Raw genomic sequence first — 18,798 nt, 5'->3', positions numbered from 1 at the left:
AACGGCGGTCTGCCTATAATAAGTGAGAGTAATATCAGTCAAAATAACGCGAAAGCGCGTTATAAAATATAAGTCAGGATTATGTATTAACAGAGAGAACGGGCTGTGAGCGACACAGCCCGTCACTGTTATTTTTCTGTTACTTCGTTAATAAATTTCGCGAATGCCGTACTGTTCAATGCCGAACGGTTATAAATCATGAAAATGTCAAGCGAGGGAAGGGTGAACGGTGCAGTGATTTTTTTGAGTCTTAGCACTTCACTGTATTTATCAAATAAGATTTCCGGTACGTAACCAATTAAATGAGAGGCGCTTATCATAGAAATAATAGTAAATACAGAGTCACAGCGAAAACCGATTGTCTTTTCCGCATGCACTTTTTCTGCCATCGATTGGTAGGTTTTAACGCCCGGCTCATCACTGAGGAATATCGTAAACTTCTCTTCCTGAAGCTCTTCCATGGTGGCCACCTCTTTCATCCGCGGATGATCCTGGCTGCAGACCAGCAGGACGGAATAAGATGCATATGGCACACAAATCATTGAACGGTTACTAACCGGGGCCATTGAGAAAATTAAGTCTGCCTTACGGTATGCCAGCAGATCTTCTGCGGAGTCAGCAGAGAGTAGCATGTCATGCAGTTCAATCTCGTAATTGTGCTCTCGCATCAATAATTTAAGCGGACCTAGCAGGTTTTCGGTGGTTAGAATTTGCGGGCTGTACACCACAAAATTCTTTTTTAGCGTTGAGCCATGCATGATGTTAATCGTCTGCTCAAGCTGGTTGAGGTTTTGCTCAAGATGATGGTGCAGGTTCACGCCTACCGTGGTGGGCGTAATCCCTTTCCCGGAACGAATGAACAGGGGATCGTTGAGCTGATTACGCAACCTTTGCAGCGACTGGCTGACCGCCGAGGGCGTAATATAGAGCGTTTCTGCTGCCTTGCTGATGCTTAAGTGCTGATAAATACACTCGAAAATTACCAGCAGATTAAGATCAAATTTTTTCAGATCGTAGAGATTAGCCATGTTTCATCCTGAGTGGACTGCGTTGCGTTAACACATCACTGATAACTATAGAAGGAAGTTAATCATTTACCATCCATGCAATTAACTTACTTAATTAGAGTTGTATGTTGACTTAATATATCACGATGGCAGATTTATAAAATAGAGCTTCAATGAATATTAAGATATTTTTATCTCTAAAACTGCGAGGGTGTTTGCATTAAAATAGTCTCAATTATATATAGACAAATAATTATCATTCATTTTTATTAATCCTCGCCGGCGCGTCTTACGTTCTGCGCGATAAACCGTGTTCGATGAAACCTATCACAGCCATAGATACGATTGGCGCTCATGTGCATTGCCCTCGCGCTGTGCGGGTGTTGTAATCAAGGCGCTGTTACGGCCTTGATATGAGGTATGTAGAGCGCAACGCAACGCCAGCAATTGCTGGCACTGAAAGTTCCTGTGGAAAGTTCAGGTATCAGGGCCGCCCACCAGGGCGGCCTTTTTACTTTTGGCTTTTCGTTAATTCAGTTCATCACGTTGTCTTGTTCGGGTTGTTAGGTATGGCTGATTGATTTGATAAAGCAAACGCATTAGCCCACCCGGCGAAAGTTGGTTACCTTACATCTCAACGAAAACACGGAGGAAGTACAGATGTCTTTGATTAATACCAAAATTAAACCTTTCAAAAACCAGGCGTTCAAAAACGGTGAATTCATCGAAGTGACCGAGAAAGATACCGAAGGCCGCTGGAGCGTCTTCTTCTTCTATCCGGCAGACTTCACCTTCGTTTGCCCGACCGAACTGGGTGACGTTGCAGACCATTATGACGAACTGCAGAAGCTGGGCGTAGACGTTTACTCTGTTTCTACCGACACCCACTTCACCCACAAAGCATGGCACAGCAGCTCTGAAACCATCGCGAAAATCAAATACGCGATGATCGGCGACCCGACTGGCGCCCTGACCCGTAACTTCGACAACATGCGCGAAGATGAAGGCCTGGCTGACCGTGCTACCTTCGTTGTTGACCCGCAGGGCATTATCCAGGCAATCGAAGTTACCGCTGAAGGTATCGGCCGTGATGCTTCTGACCTGCTGCGTAAAGTGAAAGCGGCGCAGTACGTTGCTTCTCACCCAGGTGAAGTTTGCCCGGCGAAATGGAAAGAAGGCGAAGCGACTCTGGCACCGTCTTTAGACCTGGTTGGCAAAATCTAAGTTTCCCGCCGTCTTTCGCGCAGAGCATCGCCTGCTCTGACGCGACAGGCTCCGGAAATGACAGTCGTAATGGGCGCGCCCGCGCCCATTTTATTCCAGCACCATGATGCAAGTTGCATTCAGGCCGCCCGAGTAAGGCAGCTTGCATGATGACGTTTTTAGAGAGGGAAGAACAATGCTCGACACCAATATGAAAACCCAGCTCAAGGCCTACCTTGAGAAACTGACCAAACCTGTTGAGCTGATTGCTACGCTGGACGACAGCGCTAAATCGGCAGAGATCAAGGAACTGCTGGCAGAGATCGCCGAACTGTCACCGAACGTGACCTTCAAAGAAGATAACGGTCTGGCGGTGCGCAAGCCCTCCTTCCTGATCACCAATCCGGGTTCTGACCAGGGGCCGCGTTTTGCCGGTTCTCCACTGGGCCACGAATTCACCTCGCTGGTGCTGGCACTGCTGTGGACCGGTGGTCATCCGTCAAAAGAGGCGCAGGCGCTGCTCGAGCAGATCCGCGATATTGACGGCGATTTTGAGTTTGAAACCTATTACTCACTCTCCTGCCATAACTGCCCGGACGTGGTGCAGGCGCTGAACCTGATGTCGGTGCTGAACCCGCGCATTAAGCACACGGCGATTGACGGCGGTACGTTCCAGAACGAAATCACCGACCGTAACGTCATGGGCGTTCCGGCGGTCTTTATGAACGGTCAGGAGTTTGGCCAGGGCCGAATGACGCTGACCGAAATCGTTGCCAAAGTGGACACAGGTGCCGAAAAACGTGCGGCAGAAGCGCTGAACAAACGTGACGCGTATGATGTTCTGATTGTCGGCTCCGGCCCGGCGGGCGCGGCGGCGGCGGTTTACTCCGCCCGTAAAGGCATTCGTACCGGCCTGATGGGCGAACGCTTCGGTGGCCAGGTGCTCGACACCGTGGATATCGAAAACTACATCTCTGTGCCGAAGACCGAAGGCCAGAAACTGGCTGGCGCACTGAAGGCGCACGTCAGCGATTATGAAGTGGATGTGATCGACAGCCAGAGCGCCAGCAAGCTGGTTCCGGCCGCGGTTGAAGGGGGGTTACACCAGATTGAAACCGCCTCCGGCGCGGTGCTGAAAGCGCGCAGCATTATCATTGCCACCGGCGCCAAATGGCGCAACATGAACGTCCCGGGTGAAGATCAGTATCGCACCAAAGGCGTCACCTACTGCCCGCACTGCGACGGCCCGCTGTTTAAAGGTAAACGCGTGGCGGTGATCGGCGGCGGTAACTCTGGTGTGGAAGCGGCGATTGACCTGGCGGGTATCGTTGAACACGTCACCCTGCTGGAGTTCGCCCCAGAGATGAAAGCGGACCAGGTGCTGCAGGACAAAGTGCGTAGCCTGAAAAACGTCGATATCGTGCTGAATGCGCAGACCACGGAAGTGAAAGGTGACGGCAGCAAAGTGACCGGTCTGGAATACCGCGACCGCGTGAGCGGTGACGCGCATAGCGTGGCGCTGGCGGGGATCTTCGTACAGATTGGTCTGTTGCCAAACACCACCTGGCTGGACGGCGCGATTGAGCGCAACCGGATGGGCGAAATTATTATCGATGCGAAATGCGAAACCAGCGTGAAAGGGGTGTTCGCGGCAGGGGACTGCACCACGGTTCCGTACAAACAGATCATCATTGCCACCGGTGAAGGGGCGAAAGCGTCTCTGAGCTCATTTGATTATCTGATTCGCACCAAAACGGCATAAAAAGAAAGTAAGACTACACCTGCAACAGCAAGAGGCCACCGAAAGGTGGCCTCTTTTTTTTACCTGACGACCATCACCGGAATGTGGGTGTGGCGGATCACGCTCGACGCGTTAGAGCCCAGTAGGTGGGTGGTAATGGAAGGATTACGGGAACCGATCACCACGACGTCTGCTTTCAGTTCATTGGCCAGTTCATTAACGGCATCCCGCACGCTGCCGAACCTGACGTGAGTTTTGATACGTGAAGGGTCGATGCTGAAATGCCCGACCATGGTTTGTAGACGATTTTCAGCTTCGTGCTGAAGATGCTCTTCGAAGCGACGTACATCGGCGGCAAAGCGGTGCAGACTCAGGCTGGCGGAACCCGGTAACACGTGTAAAAGATGAATGATCCCGTCCTGCTGCGCCAGGAACTCCGCGTGGCGTACGGCCTTGTCGCTCAGCTCCATCTCGAAAACATCAACCGGCATAATGATTGTCTGATACATACCCGTTTCTCCTTGTTTATAAACGCTGAATTCATTCAACCACAAAATATGAATGGTTTCTGTAAGCGCGGCGCCACTTTTTGATCTCGCCAGGAAAAATCTCAAAAGATCCGTCATCACGGGCAAGTCTTCTGGGGTAGCTACCCTTTATACACTGTCCTGGATCCTTTCGGAGGTTGCATGAAAGCACTCACGTATCACGGCCCACATCATGTTCGCGTCGAGAATGTCCCCGATCCCATCATTGAACAGCCAGACGATATTATTCTGCGGGTCACGGCTACGGCGATTTGCGGGTCCGATCTGCATCTCTATCGCGGCAAAATCCCGAAGGTGCAACACGGCGATATTTTTGGTCATGAATTTATGGGGGAAATCGTTGAGTGTGGCAGGGAGGTGAAGAATTTACAGAAAGGCGATCGCGTGGTTATCCCGTTTGTAATTGCCTGCGGTGACTGTTTCTTCTGCCGTCTGCAGCAATACGCGGCCTGCGAGACGACCAACGCTGGGCAGGGCGCCGCACTGAACAAAAAGCAGATTCCCGCGCCGGCCGCGCTGTTTGGCTATAGCCATCTCTACGGCGGCGTGCCGGGAGGCCAGGCGGAATATGTTCGCGTACCGAAGGGGAACGTTGGGCCGTTCAAGGTGCCGCCGCTGTTGTCCGATGACAAAGCGCTGTTCCTGTCAGATATTTTACCCACCGCCTGGCAGGCGGCAAAAAATGCGCAGATCGAGAAAGGATCGAGCGTGGCCGTTTTCGGCGCCGGGCCGGTGGGGTTGCTGACCATTGCCTGCGCGCGACTGCTCGGGGCGGAACAGATCTTCGTCATCGACCATCACCCGTATCGCCTGCGATTCGCTCAGGCGCGCTACGGCGCAATCCCGGTCAACTTTGATGATGATAACGATGCCGCCGAAAAAATCATTGAGCAAACTGCCGGCCAGCGTGGTGTCGATGCGGTGATTGATGCCGTCGGGTTCGAAGCCAAAGGCAGCACCACGGAAACAATCCTCAGCAACCTTAAAATTGAAGGCAGCAGCGGCAAAGCGTTGCGTCAGTGTATCGCGGCTGTCCGGCGCGGCGGCGTTGTCAGCGTCCCTGGCGTTTACGCCGGGTTTATTCACGGCTTCCTGTTTGGCGATGCCTTCGATAAAGGGCTGAGTTTCAGGATGGGGCAGACACACGTCCACGCCTGGCTGGGCGAGTTGCTGCCGCTTATCGAAAAAGGGCTGCTTACGCCGGAGGAGATTGTGACCCACTATCTGCCGCTGGCGGATGCGGAACGCGCCTACAAGATTTTCGAAAAACGGGAGGAGGAGTGCCGCAAGGTCATTCTGGTGCCGGGGGCGGAAACGCCTGACGCGGCGGCACAGCAGGTGAAAGGCCTGGTCAATGCTTTCCCGGGTGGGGTGGTGTGAGATTATCGCTTACCGATGACGCTCAAGATAAAGCACCGCCATGACGATGATCGCCAGAATAATGAGAAAAATAAGTGTGATAACCACTATCTCACTCATGACCGTCCCCGCGGCACCCAAACAGATTAAGCGTGGGTTAAGGGGTTTTCGGGCGATATAGGATAATCGGGTGAATTTGCGGAAAGAGGATGCGGGTGCATCCTCTGTGCAACGCGGGAGCGTTTGTTCAGATGGGGTTAACGCAGGTAGTCGCCCGCGGCTTCTGGCTGGTAGAGCAGCTCCAGCACTTCCAGATGCGCCGCGGCACCGCCTGGCAACGCCCAGTTGATGGTGTCTCCCGTACGCAGACCAAGAAGCGCGGCACCCACAGGGGCAAGGACCGAAAGCTGTGCACTGCTGTCGGTCATCTGCGCCGGGTAGACCAGCGTTCGGGTCAGCTCTTCACCGGTGGCCAGGTTACGGAATTTAACCCGGCTGTTCATGGTGACCACGTCGTGAGGCATGGATTCAGGCGTGCACATCTGCGCCCGGTCAAGCTCTTCATTCAGGGCGTCAGCCACCGGAAGCGAAGCGAATTCTGCTTTTTCCAGCAGTCTGTCAATACGTTCTGCGTCAAGCTCATTGATGATGATGGTGGGTCTGGACATTTTTTACTCCATGTCGTTAATGCTGCGTGTAACGCAGAAACCAATCCAAAAGAAAACCCTCGCCGTCTGGCAGCGAGGGTTTAACTCTTCTGATGATACTGGCTGAGCGCACAACTTTGAAGTGATACAGGTCACATTCATGGGTCATATGAATTTTCGGTGAAAAACGTGCTCCCTTGCCAATTTGCATTATTCTTTTTAAGCGCCCCCTGCGGGCGACTATCCGCATTCAGTGTTTCTTCTCAGGAGATCTCATGAGCGATTACGACAAAATTACGTTGAAAGACGGCAGTTATTTATATTTTAAAGACTGGGGAAGCGGGCAACCCGTGGTGTTTAGCCACGGCTGGCCGCTGACGGCGGATGCCTTTGAAGACCAAATGTTATACCTGGGATCAAAAGGATTTCGCGTAATTGCACATGACCGCCGCGGACATGGCCGCTCAGCGCAGCCGTGGGATGGGCACAATATGGATCAGTACGCCGACGATCTGGCTGAGCTGACGGCGCGTCTGAATCTGAAAGACGCTGTTCACGTGGGGCATTCAACCGGCGGTGGCGAAGTGGCGCGCTATATTGGTCGCCACGGTACGGATCGCGTGGCGAAAGCGGTACTTATTGGTGCCGTGACACCGATTATGATCAAAACCGATTTCAACCCGAACGGTGTGCCGAAAGAGGTGTTTGATGGTATTCGGGAAGGCGTGATTAACGATCGTGCGGCTTTCTTCTATGCGCTGACCGAGGCGTTTTATGGCTATAACCGCCCGGGGGCGAAAGAGTCCAAAGCGGTGCGGGAGAGCTTCGTTGAGCAGGGGCTTCAGGGGTCGATCAAGGCGCTGTATGACTGCGTCAAAGCGTTCTCTGAAACCGATCTGCGTGAAGATCTGAAAAAGATGACTATCCCGACGCTGGTGATCCACGGCGACGACGACCAGATAGTCCCGATCGAGACCTGTGGTCGGGTGGCTGCAGAGCTCCTGCCGAACGCTGAACTGAAGGTCTATGCCGGGGGTTCTCACGGCATATGCACCACGCATAAGCACCAGATCAATGACGATTTGCTGAAATTTATTCAGTCTTAATTCCTGGCGGATTGCGTTACGCTGAGTGTCCTGATCCAGGGTACTGAGCGAAACGCAATTCGTGTCTGCCCCACCATTAAGAGAGCACTATGTATTTCTATCAACCTTCTCTGGGACACGGCCTGCCGCATGACCCACTGAACGCGATTATTGGCCCACGCCCGATTGGCTGGATCTCCTCGTGCGACAACGCCGGTCAGCTGAATCTCGCGCCGTATAGCTTCTTTAACTGCTTTAACTATCGTCCGCCCATCATCGGTTTTTCCAGCAACGGCTGGAAAGACAGCGTGCGTAATATTACCGAAACCGGCGAGTTTGTCTGGAACCTGGCGACGCGCGATCTGGCTGAAGCGATGAATGCGACCTCGGCTATGCTTCCCCACGATGAAAATGAATTTACCTTTGCGGGATTAACGCCAGCGGCCAGCCAGCTGGTGAACGCCCCGCGGGTGGCAGAAAGCCCGGTTAACTTTGAGTGTCGCCTGTCGCAGTGTATTCAGCTTACCGGGGCCGACGGCACACCGGTTGATACCTGGCTGGTGCTCGGCGAAGTGGTGGGTATTCACATCGCCGAAACGTTGCTGGAAGAGGGGATTTATCAGACAGCGAAAGCGCAGCCCATCCTGCGTGCGGGTGGGCCGACGGCTTACTATGGCATCAGTGACGAGCACCGGTTTGACATGACCCGACCGATCGTCAATCAGTGACCGGCTTTATCAATGACGAATTGTTTTCCGCAGTTACCCGGGTGTGGCTGCGGAGCAAATGAGGTTGCAGAAAGTGGGTTATTAATGGTGTCTGCCTTCAGTGAGATCTGCATTTCGGTCAGGTAGGACGGGTTGCCATTACAGGTAAGCTTGAACGCTTTGACATTCTCCTTGCCCCAGCCTTTGGCCACGGCGCTGTCAAAGTCGCTGCGGCTTACGGTTTTTCCATAGTTATCGGCGAGGAACTTGCCGACCGCGCTGTTTTTTATCTCCTGATTCATGCGCACCATTGTGCCGAAATACGCGTCAGGATCAAAACCAAAGCATACGCCGTGTTTGGCATATTCGTAGCGTTCCAGGCAGGAGTTACCGCCAGCACCTGGCATAACGCTGTTCAGCTTCGCAGCACCTGAAAGCGACAGTCCGGTTTCGGCGGCAGCGCATTTGCGGCTGGCCTTCACCTCCGGCATGTTCGGGATTGGACGGGTCGCGCAGCCAAAACGCATCCAGCGACGTTCATCCACACCCCGTGCGGCAACAGATTTTGGCAGCCCCGGCCATAATCCGTGCACGGTCAGAAAATCGGTTTTGTTATCACTCTCTTTTTGTAAACGGCACTCTTCGGGCTCGTTGCGGTTACGGTCGGCCATGCTCTGGCAGAACCCGGTTTGCCAGGAAAGAGCCAGAACGTAGCGATCGAAATCGCCATACTGCGTTGCCTTGAGTGGGTCGGCCTGTGCGGAGAATACACAGAGTGCCAGCGCGATTGCGCCAGACGGAATAACGATATCCTTCCTGAACATGTGATTTCCTGATCGAATGAGCATGAATAATTTCTGGAAATTATTAAAGCACAAAAAGCGCCCGCAGGCGCTTTCTGGATATCAGGAATTTAGCTTAAGCTGCGCCGGGTACCAGCACCTGCGTGGCAATAATCACGATAATCAACCCCACAATCACGGGGACGGAGGTGCGTTTGATCACTTCGAAAGGCGAGATTTTTGCCATCCCGGCAACGGCTACAACCACACCCGATACCGGCGAAATGGTGCGACCGAGGTTTGACGCCTGCAGCATGGGGATGGAGAGATAGGCCGGGTTAATGCCTGAGGAGTGAGCCAGTTTCGGGATCATCTCAACGAAGGCGTAGAACGGCGCGTTACCGGAACCGGTGGTCATGGCGGCGAGCATGGTCAGCACCACCAGAACCAGCATCAGGATAATACTGGCCGAGCCGAACGAGGTGGCGATGGAAATCAGGCTCTGAATAAAGCCGATGGTGCTCAGACCCTGGGCGAAGACGCCTGCTGCAACCAGCAGCATAACGACTCCTGCAAACGCATCCGCCATACCGCGATAGGCCACTTCCAGACCCGAGAAGACTTTCTGCGTGTTAAACCCACGCACAAACTCCAGCAGGGCGGCCAGCAGCATGCAGATCACCAGAATGGTGATGATGTGCAGCTGTGGGCCCCATTTACCGTCAAAAATAAGCACGCCAATAATAGGTGTGAACGGCAGAATGGCATAAAACGCCGGCGCGGTGGTGGTGATTTCACTCACGTCCAGCATCTCGTGGCTGATGTTCTCCTTCTTATCGAGATAACGCTGCCAGAAGAAGTGCGCGATGCCCATGCCGACAATGGCGACGATAGAAATGGGCAGCGTGGTTTTGAACGCAAAGTCGATAAGCGACATCTCAGCGGCTTTGGCTGCGAGCACGACATCACCGGAGGTGGGGGAAAGAATAATGGCGGCCGGCGAGGCGCAAATCGCGGCGGCCGCGCCGCGGCTGATACCGACGTTAACCATAATCGGGAACAGGGTGGCCATTAACAGTACGCCCAGACCGGTGGCGGACGACACGGCGAGGGACATCAGGCAGGCAAGGAAATAGGCCGCGACCATCAGCAGATACGGGGAGTTAATGTACTGCAGCGGTTTGGATGCCAGTTTAACCACCATATCATTCGCGCCGATATGGGTCATGTACGCCGCAAAACCGCACAGCATCATGATCATCATACCCAGGTCGCCACCGCGGCTCATGAGCAGGATTTTAATGTATTCAACAATGTCAGTGGCGGTGTAGCCCGTACTGTCTGCGCTGGCCGGTAACACCTGATGGCCCATGATGGCGCTGATAATGAGCAGGGTTAGCCCGCCGACAAATAACACCCCTGTGGCCGAGTAACCTTTAATGATGTAGCGCGCTACACCGACAATGACGACGACTCCGATAAGGAGCTCGATAAACGTAAGCATGGTTTCCCCTGTATCCTTGCTGCCCGAGAGCACAAATAATCAATAAAAAAGAAGGATGAAATGTGCCGAATTAATGTTCTGTCCTTGCTGATTAAAATCAATAAACAGACTACTAAAGAAGATATTAACGGTATTTTTGCCATCGCCCCGGCATTTATCTCATGCGCATATTGACCGGTAGAGATATCACTATATGTCAATTAAATGATAATGGGTTGTTAAATATTTTGTGGGTTTAGATTCGCCGCAGAAAGAAAAGGCAAAAACCCTTTGGGAATTGAGTTTTTAATGGCTGCCGGCAGCCCTCCGGAACGGGCCCTGGAGACCGTCATTGCTGGCGTTGGTGAGGTTGTCCAGCGTATTAAAGCCTAATAAAGGCTTACTTTTTTTGTGCTTATTATGGCGTGAAGGTATGTTCCTCTCAGAATATTCCCAGGAAGAAGTTGATTAATTAGGAATAACGCTGATGCTGTTAAGCTTTGATTAAACTATTTTATGGTAAACTTTGCCTCGAATACTAAGAATGGTAATTGCATTGTGATTGTACGTAATAAATTTTTCCTCATTTTGTTGTTTATTTTTGGGCAGTTAGCATTGTCGTCTGTTGCACACGCCGAGAGCAATGCAACCGATAAAGGCTGGTTCTCCACCTTCACTGATAATGTGTCGCAGACCTGGACTGCGCCAGAGCATTATGACCTGTATGTTCCGGCAATAACGTGGCATGCGCGTTTTGCCTATGACAAAGAAAAGACTGACAAATATAACGAGCGCCCGTGGGGGGCTGGTTTTGGTCAGTCGCGTTGGGACGAAAAAGGGAACTGGCATGGCATCTATCTGATGGCCTTTAAAGATTCCTTTAACAAATGGGAACCGATCGGGGGTTATGGCTGGGAGAAAACCTGGCGTCCGTTAGCCGATGAAAACTTCCATGTGGGGCTGGGCTACACCGCCGGTGTGACCGCACGCGACAACTGGAACTACATTCCGATTCCGGTGCTGCTGCCTCTGGCCTCTATCGGCTATGGTCCGGCAACGTTCCAGATGACCTATATCCCGGGGACATACAACAACGGTAACGTTTACTTCGCCTGGATGCGTTTTCAGTTTTAACTGAAAAAACGTCACGTACTGGTGAAAAAGTGTGCAGTCGTTGATTCCGTTGAGATAAAAAACCGTCAGCAGAAATTAACGCGACTTTAGTCACTTTTTATCAAAGAACCGCTGGACAAAAGGTCCCACAATTGATGTACTGGTACCCGACACAGCATTTGTGTCGTTTTTTAATGTAAAGGTAATTTTGATGTCTAAGATTAAAGGTAACGTTAAGTGGTTTAATGAGTCCAAAGGATTCGGTTTCATTACTCCTGAAGATGGCAGCAAAGACGTGTTCGTACACTTCTCTGCAATCCAGTCTAATGGTTTCAAAACTCTGGCTGAAGGTCAGCGTGTAGAGTTCGAAATCACTAACGGTGCCAAAGGCCCTTCTGCTGCTAACGTAATCGCTCTGTAATTCAGACGCGTCAGCAAGAATTTCAAAACCCGCTCACTGAGCGGGTTTTTTTTCGCGTGGAATCAGCTAAGCAGATACATTTTGAGGAAGCTGGCAACGATCAGCACGCTCAACAACACCACACCTGCGCTCATCAGGTTCTGTTTCATTCTGTCACCCTCGTTCAGTATTGCGTTCAGAGTGACAGAGAAAAATTAAGCCAACATTAACGCAGCGTCTGTTAGTGCGTCGTGGCGGAAGAAAATAGCCAGAATGCGATCCCCGTCATCGCAAAGGAGCCGAGCATATTAATCGCAATGTTCATCAGCGCCCAGCCGACACGCCCTTCCTGAAACAGGAAAACCACTTCCGCCGAGAACGTTGAGAAGGTGGTTAAACCGCCGCAAAAGCCGGTGGTAATCAATAGCTTCCACACGGGATCGATATGCGTCATACGGTTAAACCAGGCCAGCCCCACGCCAATAATGAAAGCACCTATCAGGTTAGCCGCCAGCGTACCCATTGGAATAGCCTGATGCAGGGGATTAAAACGCATACTCAAAAACCACCGCGCAACGCTACCCGTACCCCCACCAATAAAAACGGCTAAAAGTAGTTGTAACACTGTAAATACCTGCTATTTGATGTGTAAGAGTGGCGAGTTTAACGCGGTTTTTGCTGAGGGGACAAATATGTATGTTGCGGTAGGACAGTTTGCGGTTACGCCTGACTGGCAAGAGAATGCAGATAAATGTGTCTCTCTGATGAGGCAGGCCCGCCTGAAAGAAGCTTCCTTGCTGGTGCTGCCGGAGGCGCTGCTGGCAAGAGATGACAACGACCCGGACCTGTCGGTGAAGTCTGCCCAGCCCCTGGACGGCGGATTTTTACAGCACCTGCTGGCGGAAAGTGCGGGCAATGGTTTGACCACCCTCTTTACGGTGCATGTCCCCTCGACGGCGGGACGGGCGGTAAATACCCTCGTGGCCATCCGTGACGGCGCGGTCGTTGCGCGCTATGCCAAACTCCATCTTTATGATGCCTTCAGCATTCAGGAGTCACGGCGGGTGGATCCGGGAGACAGCATCCCACCGCTGCTTGATGTCGATGGCTTTAAGATTGGGTTGATGACCTGCTACGACCTGCGTTTTCCTGAGCTGGCACTTACGCTCGCGTTAAAGGGGGCTGACGTGCTAGTAGTGCCTGCCGCGTGGGTCAAGGGGCCGCTTAAAGAGCATCACTGGGCAACGCTCCTTGCAGCGCGTGCGCTGGATACAACCTGTTATGTTGTGGCCTCGGGGGAGTGCGGCAATAAGAACATTGGGCAGAGCAGGGTGGTGGATCCGCTGGGGGTTACGATAGCCGCTGCGGCGGAGGCCCCGGCTTTGCTGATGACAGAGTTACAGCGGGAGAGGATTACGCTTGCACGGCAGCAATTACCGGTTCTTCGCAACCGTCGGTTTGCGCCACCGCAATTATTGTGATGTTTTTTTCAACAATGCTTGATTCACCTTGTTACAGATTGCTATTGTGTGCACGCGTCAAATGACCGTTAATACAATCAGGTTTTTGGCGCTGAATGCAGCCTGGTTTATGTAAAGAAGGTATCTATGGGTGAGATTAGTATTACCAAACTGCTGGTGGTTGCCGCACTGGTCGTCCTGCTGTTTGGTACCAAGAAGTTACGCACGCTGGGTGGTGACCTGGGTGCCGCCATCAAAGGCTTTAAGAAAGCAATGAACGACGATGATGCGGCTGCGAAGAAAAGCGCCGAGGGTGACATCCCGGCAGAGAAGCTTTCTCACAAAGAGTAACGGCAATGCCTGAGGGCTTGCGAAAAAAAACCGGCTCAAGAGGCCGGTTTTTTTGCATTACTGTAAGTGAATATTACAGTCTTATTTCACTTCTTCGCCTTTTGCCTGCATATCGGCATGGTAAGAGGAGCGAACAAAGGGGCCGCAGGCTGCGTGGGTAAAGCCCATCGCCATCGCTTCGGCTTTCATCTCATCAAACTCATCCGGGCTCACGTAGCGCTGCACGGGCAGGTGGTGGCGGCTTGGCTGCAGATACTGTCCCAGCGTCAGCATGGTCACACCGTGGCGGCGCAGATCGCGCATCACTTCGATGATCTCAGCATTCGTTTCACCGAGACCAACCATCAGGCCTGACTTGGTTGGAATATGGGGATGCGCTTCTTTAAAACGCTCCAGCAGCTTCAGAGACCAGTTATAGTCCGCACCAGGACGTACCTGACGGTAGAGACGTGGCACGTTCTCCAGGTTGTGGTTAAACACGTCTGGTGGCGTCGCGGTCAGGATGTCCAGCGCGCGATCCATACGGCCGCGGAAGTCTGGAACCAGCGTCTCAATTTTGATGTTCGGGCTTTTCTCGCGAATAGCGGTAATGCAGTCAGCGAAGTGCTGAGCACCGCCATCACGCAGATCGTCACGGTCAACGGAGGTAATAACGACATAACGCAGCGCCATATCGGCGATGGTCTGCGCCAGTTTCTGAGGTTCGTTAGCGTCGGGCGCTACCGGGCGGCCATGAGCCACATCGCAGAACGGGCAGCGGCGGGTACAGATGGCACCCAGAATCATAAACGTCGCGGTACCGTGATTGAAACATTCAGCAAGGTTCGGGCAAGAGGCTTCTTCACAGACGGAGTGAAGGCCGTTCTTGCGCATCGCCGCTTTGATCCCCTGGATACGCGAAGAGTCAGCCGGAAGTTTGATTTTCATCCATTCCGGTTTTCTTAACAGCGCTTCGCGCTCTGTAGCCACGTTTTTAACCGGGATAAGGGCCATTTTATCGGCATCGCGGTATTTAACACCGCGTTCCATCACAATGGGTTTACTCATAGCGTGCGTGTTCCAGTTGCGAATATCGAAGGAAAGCGTTTCTATTCAAGGGAATGTTGTATTTATCAACTATTTTTGAACGAACGACAGGCAGTATATCATTGAAACGGTCGGTAAAGCAGCCTGCCAGGTCGCCAATTTGTAAAATAGTTGTTGTTTTGTGCGTTTTGCCCGGCAGGGGGCAGGGGCTTGTGCTGTATCAACCTGTCAGAAGGCCTGGCGGATGACGCGGATAACGTTTTCCAGCACCGGATCGCGCAAGCTGAGTTTGTTGTAATGCAGTGATATCTCGATAGATTCCGCATTGAGCTGGTTGAGAGGAATGCTCTCCAGCGGCCAACATTTACGCAACAAGGTATACAGACGCGAAGGCATGATGCAGAGCATGTCGCTGCTGCCAATCAGGGAGGCAGTGGTGAACATATTGTAACTACTGAAGCTGATTTGGCGTTCCGGGAATATCTCATCAATTCGCTGACGCAGCGCATGGTTGGACTGGCCTTCGGTCATGAAAGACGAATGATCGTAGTTGCGCAGATTTTCAATGGTCAACGGCCCGCTCAGGGCGGGATGCTGCTGGCGGCATACCAGCACCAGGTTATCCGCATACAGGACATGTTGTCCGAGCGCTCGGGCGCTAAAGCTGCCGCTTTCTATAATCAGGTCGGTCTGAAACTGAGCAAGCTGAATATCAGGCTCGTTGAGCGGCACATTTCGCAGCAGGAGCTGGGGAACATGCTCTTTTATCGCCTGAAAAATAGCGGGCATCACCAGCACGCCGACAGACGGGGTACAGCCGATAGTGATGGTTCTCTGTTTGTCATAGCTGCCGGTTAAATCCAGCGCACCCAGAATCGACTCCAGCCCCTGGCTGATGTACTCATGCAGATGGGTGGCGTAGGCCGTCGGCGTAACCCCCTGGCCCTTACGAATAAATAACGGGTCGGGAAATATAGCGCGCAGTTTTTGAATTGACTGGCTTATTGCTGAAGGCGTGAGATTAAGAATTTTCGCAGCATTAACGATACCCTTATGGACATATACTGCCTCAAAAATAGTCAACAAATTGAGATCAATATTACGTAAAGTCCGAAAAATTTGTGGCTTGTCCTCACCACCTGGGTCATTCAGTCGTTTGGCTGGTAAATTATTATACTCCACGCTTTCACTCCGTATACATTCACATTATGAATGATAGTTGAATTTATTTATTATGCTTGTAGAGATTCGTAAAGTGTTGGTTTTGTTTCACTTGTTTATCAAAAACAAACAGTTGTGTGATTATCACGCAAGTTACTTACGCCCTGTATGCAGTTCTGGCTGGAGGCTAAATAATATGTAGCGGTAATATTCGGGCGCTTCGAAAATATAGAATAAGCGGATTATTGTAAAGCGTAAAAGCGGTAAATAAACAGTGGCCCGTCAAATAATCGAGCCATGATGCATGATATATTAAGCAGCGATATATTCGTAAGATGGATTGTTAAGTAGGGCTAAAACGTTCTTCAAAAGCACAGGACGAATATTCTCTGGCGTTGCGCTTTCAACCCACTGGCGCATTTGCGTCATCTCCATTCCGGCGTAGCCGCAGGGGTTTATGCGCTGGAAGGGGGTAAGATCCATATTAATATTCAGTGCCAGCCCATGGAAGGAGCAGCCCTTGCGGATACGCAGCCCCAGTGAGCAAATCTTACTTTCTCCCACATAGACGCCCGGCGCATCGGCACGCGGATGGGCTTCAATACCGTATTCCGCCAGCGTGTTAACCACGGTTTGTTCCAGCAGGGTAACCAGTTCGCGAACGCCGAGCTTTCTGCGCTTCAGGTTCAGCAGAACGTACATCACCTGCTGCCCAGGCCCGTGGTACGTGACCTGCCCACCGCGATCGCTTTGAATTACCGGGATATCACCCGTCATCAATAAATGTTCCGCTTTTCCCGCCTGTCCCTGTGTAAATACCGGCAGGTGTTCGACCAGCCAGATCTCATCAGGGGTGGTGTCATCGCGTGAATCGGTGAAGTCATGCATGGCCTGGGAGACAGGCTCGTAAGGTTGCAGCCCGAGATGACGGACAAGAATTTTATCCTGATACAAAAGGACGTCTCCGAAGACGAGGGACAAAAGGTGAGGGAGAGTATATCACAAGCGGGGAGGCGGGTTACCCGGCAAACCGGGTAACCGCAGAGGGACTACAGCACCATACGAACAATTTCGATATTGCCGAGCTCTTCGTACAGCGTCTCAACCTGCTCAATGTGGGTTGCGGTAATGGTAATGGATACCGAGTGGTAGTTGCCCTTGCTGCTTGGTTTTACTGACGGAGAGTAGTCACCCGGCGCATGGCGCTGTACCACTTCAACCACCTGATCAACCAGCTCAGGTTTCGCCAGACCCATTACTTTGTAGGTAAACGGGGTAGGGAATTCAAGCAGTTCGTTAAGTTTGGTTTTCATGTCAGCTCCGGCGTAACGTCAAAAAGAATAACTCCCACGACAGGTGGGAGTTATCAGGATATCTAGTATATGGGGATCAAAATCACACTTTCAAGTGTTCAATTTTTAGCCAAACCAGTGATGGAACATCAATTTAATGTAATCAATGATTTTGCCGAAGAAATTGCCTTCCGGGATTTCTTGCAAAACAACCAGCGGACGCTGATCGATGGTTTTACCATCCAGCTGGAAGTTGATGGTGCCCACCACCTGGTTTTTCTGCAGTGGCGCGTGCAGCTCAGTGGTGTTCAGCACGTAGCTGGCTTTCAGATCTTTCATGCGACCACGAGGAATGGTCAGGTACAGATCTTTATCCACGCCAAGGGAAGCACGGTCGTTATCACCGAACCAGACTGGCTCAGAAGCAAACTCTTTACCGGCTTTCAACGGGTTCACGGTTTCGAAGAAACGGAAGCCCCAGGTCAGCAGTTTCTTGCTTTCCGTCTCACGACCTTTGAAGGTACGACCGCCCATCACGGCAGAGATCAGACGCATCTGGCCTTCGGTGGCAGAAGCAACCAGGTTGTAGCCAGCTTTATCGGTATGGCCAGTTTTGATGCCGTCAACGTTCAGGCTGTTATCCCACAGCAGGCCGTTACGGTTGGTCTGACGGATACCGTTGAAGGTGAACTCTTTCTCTTTATAGATGGAGTATTCGTTCGGCACGTCACGGATCAGCGCCTGACCAATCAACGCCATATCACGTGCGGAGCTGTACTGACCATCTGCGTCAAGACCATGTACGGTCTGGAAATGGCTGTTCTTCAGACCCAGCGCGGTGACGTAGCTGTTCATCAGACCGACGAAGGCATCCTGGCTTCCTGCGGCGAAATCGGCCATTGCCACGCACGCATCGTTACCGGATTGCAGGTTAATACCACGGATCAGCTGAGAAACAGGAACCTGCATGCCCGGTTTCAGGAACATCAATGATGAACCTTTAAATACCGGGTTGCCGGTAGCCCACGCATCGTTACCGATGGTGACCAGATCCGTTTCTTTGAACTTCCCTGCTTTCATGGCCTGGCCGATAACGTAGCTGGTCATCATTTTGGTCAGGCTGGCCGGATCGCGGCGGGCGTCGGCATTCTGTTCAGCCAGCACTTTGCCAGAGTTGTAGTCGATCAGGATATACGATTCCGCGTCGATTTGCGGAACGCCAGGGATCATGGTCTTGATATTCAGGTCATCGGCATGAGCTGCAGAGAGAGCAGTTGCGCAAAGGGCCGTGGTCAGCGCCATGCGCTGCACAAAACGAGCAGAAAAAGTGGTCTTCATGGTCAGAACAACGACATCCGTGATGGAATTAAAAAAAGTGCCTTACTATAGCAAATGCTATTCAGGCAGGCATCCGACTTTAAGCATGAGTTTGT

General features: G+C 52.0%; 21 protein-coding genes. 9 read left to right on the top strand and 12 right to left on the bottom strand.

What is annotated here, in order from left to right; genetic code table 11:
* Nucleotides 1-128: 128 nt before the first annotated feature.
* Entirely contained in the window at nt 129-1,028 is a 900-nt protein-coding gene (citR, locus tag AAIR21_RS20240) for a DNA-binding transcriptional repressor CitR (RefSeq protein WP_032677673.1), read from the bottom strand.
* 639 nt (nt 1,029-1,667) lie between these two features.
* Between citR and ahpC the strand changes: the two genes are divergently transcribed.
* Together ahpC and ahpF are read left to right on the top strand one after the other, a co-directional pair.
* Nucleotides 1,668-2,231, top strand: coding sequence for an alkyl hydroperoxide reductase subunit C (gene ahpC, locus AAIR21_RS20235; RefSeq protein ID WP_008501015.1), 564 nt, complete (start codon nt 1,668-1,670; stop codon nt 2,229-2,231).
* 175 nt (nt 2,232-2,406) lie between these two features.
* Nucleotides 2,407-3,972, top strand: coding sequence for an alkyl hydroperoxide reductase subunit F (gene ahpF / locus AAIR21_RS20230; RefSeq protein WP_183516532.1), 1,566 nt, complete (start codon nt 2,407-2,409; stop codon nt 3,970-3,972).
* A gap of 59 nt (nt 3,973-4,031) precedes the next feature.
* Here ahpF and uspG read toward each other — a convergent pair whose 3' ends face one another.
* The gene (gene uspG / locus AAIR21_RS20225; RefSeq protein WP_020885008.1) at nt 4,032-4,460 is read right to left on the bottom strand and encodes a universal stress protein UspG; all 429 of its coding nucleotides are present in this window, start codon (nt 4,458-4,460) and stop codon (nt 4,032-4,034) included.
* A 180-nt stretch (nt 4,461-4,640) separates the two neighbouring features.
* Here uspG and AAIR21_RS20220 point away from each other — a divergent pair, with 180 nt between their 5' ends.
* The gene (locus AAIR21_RS20220; RefSeq protein WP_020885007.1) at nt 4,641-5,879 is read left to right on the top strand and encodes a zinc-dependent alcohol dehydrogenase; all 1,239 of its coding nucleotides are present in this window, start codon (nt 4,641-4,643) and stop codon (nt 5,877-5,879) included.
* A 9-nt stretch (nt 5,880-5,888) separates the two neighbouring features.
* Here the strand turns inward: AAIR21_RS20220 and yldA are convergent, their stop codons facing one another.
* Both yldA and rnk read right to left on the bottom strand, forming a co-directional pair.
* Complete coding sequence (gene yldA / locus AAIR21_RS20215) at nt 5,889-5,978, bottom strand: small membrane protein YldA (RefSeq protein ID WP_271661446.1); 90 nt, start codon at nt 5,976-5,978, stop codon at nt 5,889-5,891.
* A 137-nt stretch (nt 5,979-6,115) separates the two neighbouring features.
* On the bottom strand, nt 6,116-6,526 hold the full coding sequence (rnk, locus tag AAIR21_RS20210; RefSeq protein WP_014169101.1) for a nucleoside diphosphate kinase regulator: 411 nt from the start codon (nt 6,524-6,526) through the stop codon (nt 6,116-6,118).
* A 254-nt stretch (nt 6,527-6,780) separates the two neighbouring features.
* Here rnk and AAIR21_RS20205 point away from each other — a divergent pair, with 254 nt between their 5' ends.
* Both AAIR21_RS20205 and AAIR21_RS20200 read left to right on the top strand, forming a co-directional pair.
* A complete protein-coding gene (locus AAIR21_RS20205; protein ID WP_041162487.1) occupies nt 6,781-7,611 on the top strand; it encodes an alpha/beta fold hydrolase in 831 nt (276 codons plus the stop codon).
* Between the two features lie 89 nt (nt 7,612-7,700).
* Complete coding sequence (locus AAIR21_RS20200; RefSeq protein ID WP_025204679.1) at nt 7,701-8,318, top strand: flavin reductase family protein; 618 nt, start codon at nt 7,701-7,703, stop codon at nt 8,316-8,318.
* Here the strand turns inward: AAIR21_RS20200 and rna are convergent.
* The gene (gene rna, locus AAIR21_RS20195; protein ID WP_020885004.1) at nt 8,312-9,121 is read right to left on the bottom strand and encodes a ribonuclease I; all 810 of its coding nucleotides are present in this window, start codon (nt 9,119-9,121) and stop codon (nt 8,312-8,314) included. The genes AAIR21_RS20200 and rna overlap by 7 nt on opposite strands.
* Nucleotides 9,122-9,215: 94 nt before the next feature.
* Entirely contained in the window at nt 9,216-10,583 is a 1,368-nt protein-coding gene (gene dcuC, locus AAIR21_RS20190) for an anaerobic C4-dicarboxylate transporter DcuC (protein ID WP_020885003.1), read from the bottom strand.
* Between the two features lie 495 nt (nt 10,584-11,078).
* Here dcuC and pagP point away from each other — a divergent pair, with 495 nt between their 5' ends.
* Together pagP and cspE are read left to right on the top strand one after the other, a co-directional pair.
* The gene (pagP, locus tag AAIR21_RS20185) at nt 11,079-11,696 is read left to right on the top strand and encodes a lipid IV(A) palmitoyltransferase PagP (RefSeq protein WP_014169108.1); all 618 of its coding nucleotides are present in this window, start codon (nt 11,079-11,081) and stop codon (nt 11,694-11,696) included.
* Between the two features lie 190 nt (nt 11,697-11,886).
* Nucleotides 11,887-12,096 (top strand): transcription antiterminator/RNA stability regulator CspE, encoded by a 210-nt coding sequence (gene cspE / locus AAIR21_RS20180; RefSeq protein ID WP_002439184.1) that lies wholly within the window; start codon nt 11,887-11,889, stop codon nt 12,094-12,096.
* 220 nt (nt 12,097-12,316) lie between these two features.
* On the opposite strand, the gene crcB is transcribed toward cspE, so the two are convergent.
* Nucleotides 12,317-12,700 (bottom strand): fluoride efflux transporter CrcB, encoded by a 384-nt coding sequence (gene crcB / locus AAIR21_RS20175; RefSeq protein WP_014169110.1) that lies wholly within the window; start codon nt 12,698-12,700, stop codon nt 12,317-12,319.
* Nucleotides 12,701-12,767: 67 nt separating this feature from the next.
* Between crcB and AAIR21_RS20170 the strand changes: the two genes are divergently transcribed.
* Both AAIR21_RS20170 and tatE read left to right on the top strand, forming a co-directional pair.
* On the top strand, nt 12,768-13,556 hold the full coding sequence (locus AAIR21_RS20170) for a deaminated glutathione amidase (protein ID WP_050737391.1): 789 nt from the start codon (nt 12,768-12,770) through the stop codon (nt 13,554-13,556).
* Between the two features lie 126 nt (nt 13,557-13,682).
* On the top strand, nt 13,683-13,886 hold the full coding sequence (gene tatE, locus AAIR21_RS20165; protein ID WP_014169112.1) for a twin-arginine translocase subunit TatE: 204 nt from the start codon (nt 13,683-13,685) through the stop codon (nt 13,884-13,886).
* 81 nt (nt 13,887-13,967) lie between these two features.
* Here the strand turns inward: tatE and lipA are convergent, their stop codons facing one another.
* From lipA to dacA, 5 genes are all read right to left on the bottom strand, one after another.
* The gene (gene lipA / locus AAIR21_RS20160) at nt 13,968-14,933 is read right to left on the bottom strand and encodes a lipoyl synthase (protein ID WP_014169113.1); all 966 of its coding nucleotides are present in this window, start codon (nt 14,931-14,933) and stop codon (nt 13,968-13,970) included.
* A gap of 207 nt (nt 14,934-15,140) precedes the next feature.
* A complete protein-coding gene (locus AAIR21_RS20155) occupies nt 15,141-16,094 on the bottom strand; it encodes a YbeF family transcriptional regulator (protein WP_020885001.1) in 954 nt (317 codons plus the stop codon).
* Between the two features lie 291 nt (nt 16,095-16,385).
* Nucleotides 16,386-17,027, bottom strand: coding sequence for a lipoyl(octanoyl) transferase LipB (lipB, locus tag AAIR21_RS20150; RefSeq protein ID WP_041162491.1), 642 nt, complete (start codon nt 17,025-17,027; stop codon nt 16,386-16,388).
* Between the two features lie 95 nt (nt 17,028-17,122).
* Nucleotides 17,123-17,386 (bottom strand): DUF493 family protein YbeD, encoded by a 264-nt coding sequence (gene ybeD, locus AAIR21_RS20145; RefSeq protein ID WP_003858718.1) that lies wholly within the window; start codon nt 17,384-17,386, stop codon nt 17,123-17,125.
* Between the two features lie 105 nt (nt 17,387-17,491).
* Entirely contained in the window at nt 17,492-18,703 is a 1,212-nt protein-coding gene (gene dacA, locus AAIR21_RS20140; RefSeq protein WP_014169116.1) for a D-alanyl-D-alanine carboxypeptidase DacA, read from the bottom strand.
* Nucleotides 18,704-18,798: the final 95 nt, after the last annotated feature.

The organism is Enterobacter sp. PTB, assembly GCF_051130085.1.
GTDB classification, from domain to species: Bacteria; Pseudomonadota; Gammaproteobacteria; order Enterobacterales; family Enterobacteriaceae; genus Enterobacter; species Enterobacter ludwigii.
This window is presented reverse-complemented; position numbering and strand designations above follow the sequence as displayed.